The following is a 2,466-nucleotide window of genomic DNA, read 5'->3' as shown; positions in this document are numbered from 1 at the left end:
CCGCCGGGCAGCGTTGCTTCCGTTCTTGCCATCCTTCAAGCTCTTCTTGTTGTTGCAGTGGCTTAAAAGTTAACACAAATTCGAATTTGTTAACAGTATTGGGCTTAACTGGTGAACGGATTGGCGAACAAGACCAGCAGCGCGATCACGAGGCAATAGATGGCCATCGTCTCGATCATCGCGAGGCCGACGAAAAGCGTGCGCGAGATCGTGCCCGCCGATTCGGGCTGGCGCGAGAGCGCGTCCATGGCGGCGGCGACGGCGCGGCCCTCGGCGAGCGCCGGTCCTATCGCACCGAACGAGACGGCGAGCGCCGCTGCAACAATACTAACCACTTGGAGGAGACTGTTCATGATGTGTCTGGTTGTTTGTCTGAGGAGGTGGGTGAAGCTTCGGCGAGCGCGGCGCCAATAAAGACCATCGCCAGTACAGTGAAGATGTAGGCCTGCACTGCACCGGTCAGCAGATCGAGAGCCATGAGCGGAATGGGCACCAGCAGGCCTGCGAGCGACAGCACGATACCGACGACGACCACCCCGCTCATCACATTGCCGAACAGGCGCACCAACAGGGAAAAGGTGCGCATGATCTGCTCGACCACGTTGAGCGGGATCATGACCCATGTCGGTTGTACGAACGTCGAAAGATAGCTGCGCAGCCCGCGCGTGCGCACTCTATAGAAGATCGTCGCGCCGAGCGCACAACGGGCGCGAGCGCTCGTTGTTCAGGCCTCTGCAGTGCCGTCGGTTTGTTTCGCCATTGTCTTCAAACGTCCTGCCGAATCTCGCCGGCCGCTGGCACAGCATTCGCAATTAGACGATAAAGGCTGTCTAGGCTCTCGCCGTCGAAGGTCGTTTCGCCGAACGGGTCGTAGCGGCGTTCGAAAGCGGCGTTGATTTTCGACCAGTCGGCCTCCGTCAGAAAGCGCTCGGCGGCAGGCAGAATCAACGCTTCCTCGACGCGCCTGTGATTCGAACAGAACGCAACGTATTGCTCCATCAGCGTTCGCATGTTCAATAGTGCTGCATCTCCCTTCAGTTCATAGCGGGTCAACGCATGCTCCAGATTCCGCAGGCGCACATCGCCTTCGATGTGTTCACATTGCAGTTCGTCCAGCACCTCGTCGAAATCGTCGGTTCGGTTTCTCAGCGCGGCAAACAGAGAGCGGTCTTCCATCGGATGATGAATCTGATCCGGGTATTCTCGAATGTAGTAGAGCATTGCGCGTAGCACGATCGGATCGGGCGTCGATGTACCGTCGCCAAGCCTTCGGACGAACTCGAGCATGGCGGCCGTGACAGCTGCCAGACGCTTGTGATCAAGCTTAATCATGCGCAGTGCAGCGCGCTCCGTCGTGATGGTCATGGCAGCTCCTGAGCGATCGTGGTCGCTTGTTGGCTTACTAGTCGTGGACAAAATGACCCGCGATTTGCGTCAGCAGAGCGCTCCACTCGACGGGCAGATTCACATTCACGGCCAGCGTCGTGTGGTTCATCCGCGCTGCCGCGGCGAGGCCCACTGAGGCTCAACGAAGATAAACGTTCTGCCGGGCCGGGCCGGCCCGGCGCGTGCGTACGCAACGCTTTCGCGTTGAGGCGTGGACGCGTCCTGTATGCGGCTCAGGCCATCGCCATAGAAGATCGACGGGCGCATAGGCTAAGAAATCCTGATCGCCGGTGGTCGCGCGCGGATCGAAGAGCGCGGCGCGAACGAGCCGACCATCGAGAGGCTCGTATCGAGACAGGCCGGTTATGGGCAGCACGTTAATGGCGATTTCATAACCACCGAGCGCGGACCGCGCCTCGCGTGCACCGTCCGTGTCGCGCCTAATGCCGTTGGCGACCCATATCAACTCGCCGAGGACGTCGCTATGGACGCGGTCGGGCGAGGTACGATGCACAGCGAGTGCATTCAGCAACGGCGTGACGCCGCTGCGCCGTGGCCTTGACAGTTCGATGACGTGGGGCGACGCGTCTTCCAAATGACGCGGAGCGGGTGCATTCAGCACTGCCGATCCGATTTGTGATAGAGGTTCGATCATGGATGCACGCTCACAAGTGCCGGCGCCCCAAGGGCAGGTCAAGCCGATTCTTTCACGGTCAGGCGTCGCGCCGCTTGATCTGGATCAGTCAACGAGTGAGTGAAGCGCCCGCCAGAGAACGCGTTGCGTTCGACGAGGCCCGTTTCGAGCGCGCACAAGGCGCCAGGAAGAGGCGAGCAGGCGCATCGCGCTTCGCGACGAAGTTGATTGGGCAAGGCAAATAGGCGGTCGAAACGACGAATCAAGAGAACTCGTATGATCCGCGGCGACGAGGGTCGCGCATCGCCAAGCATCACCCGAGTGCCGCGCAGGCCCGCACCCTTAACAGGTTGCTGAAATACCAAGTATCGCGCGTCATCGTGGAAGGCCGCTAAGGCGTTGATATGAGACCCCTCACTCGCTCCCCAAGAGATCATGCGCGGCGC

General features: G+C 60.2%; 4 protein-coding genes and 1 pseudogene. All 5 read right to left on the bottom strand.

The window, feature by feature from the left end; genetic code table 11:
* Nucleotides 1-104 precede the first annotated feature (104 nt).
* Nucleotides 105-353 carry a F0F1 ATP synthase subunit C gene (locus AWB68_RS44095; RefSeq protein ID WP_087650347.1) on the bottom strand — a complete coding sequence of 83 codons (249 nt, stop codon included), beginning with the start codon at nt 351-353 and terminating at the stop codon, nt 105-107.
* Nucleotides 350-724 (bottom strand): annotated as a pseudogene (locus tag AWB68_RS44090) (F0F1 ATP synthase subunit A); the annotation flags it as partial. The gene AWB68_RS44095 and the pseudogene AWB68_RS44090, both read right to left, overlap by 4 nt.
* Before the next feature lie 41 nt (nt 725-765).
* Nucleotides 766-1,365 carry a hemerythrin domain-containing protein gene (locus AWB68_RS44085; RefSeq protein WP_087650346.1) on the bottom strand — a complete coding sequence of 200 codons (600 nt, stop codon included), beginning with the start codon at nt 1,363-1,365 and terminating at the stop codon, nt 766-768.
* 160 nt (nt 1,366-1,525) lie between these two features.
* Nucleotides 1,526-2,041 carry a SagB/ThcOx family dehydrogenase gene (locus tag AWB68_RS44080; RefSeq protein ID WP_125483290.1) on the bottom strand — a complete coding sequence of 172 codons (516 nt, stop codon included), beginning with the start codon at nt 2,039-2,041 and terminating at the stop codon, nt 1,526-1,528.
* 38 nt (nt 2,042-2,079) lie between these two features.
* A partial coding sequence (locus AWB68_RS50500; RefSeq protein ID WP_235028864.1) for a hypothetical protein occupies nt 2,080-2,466 on the bottom strand: 387 nt, incomplete at its 5' end.

This window comes from Caballeronia choica (assembly GCF_001544535.1).
Classification (GTDB): Bacteria; Pseudomonadota; Gammaproteobacteria; order Burkholderiales; family Burkholderiaceae; genus Caballeronia; species Caballeronia choica.
The sequence above is the reverse complement of the archived record's forward strand: the minus strand, read 5'-3'. Positions and strand labels throughout refer to the sequence as shown.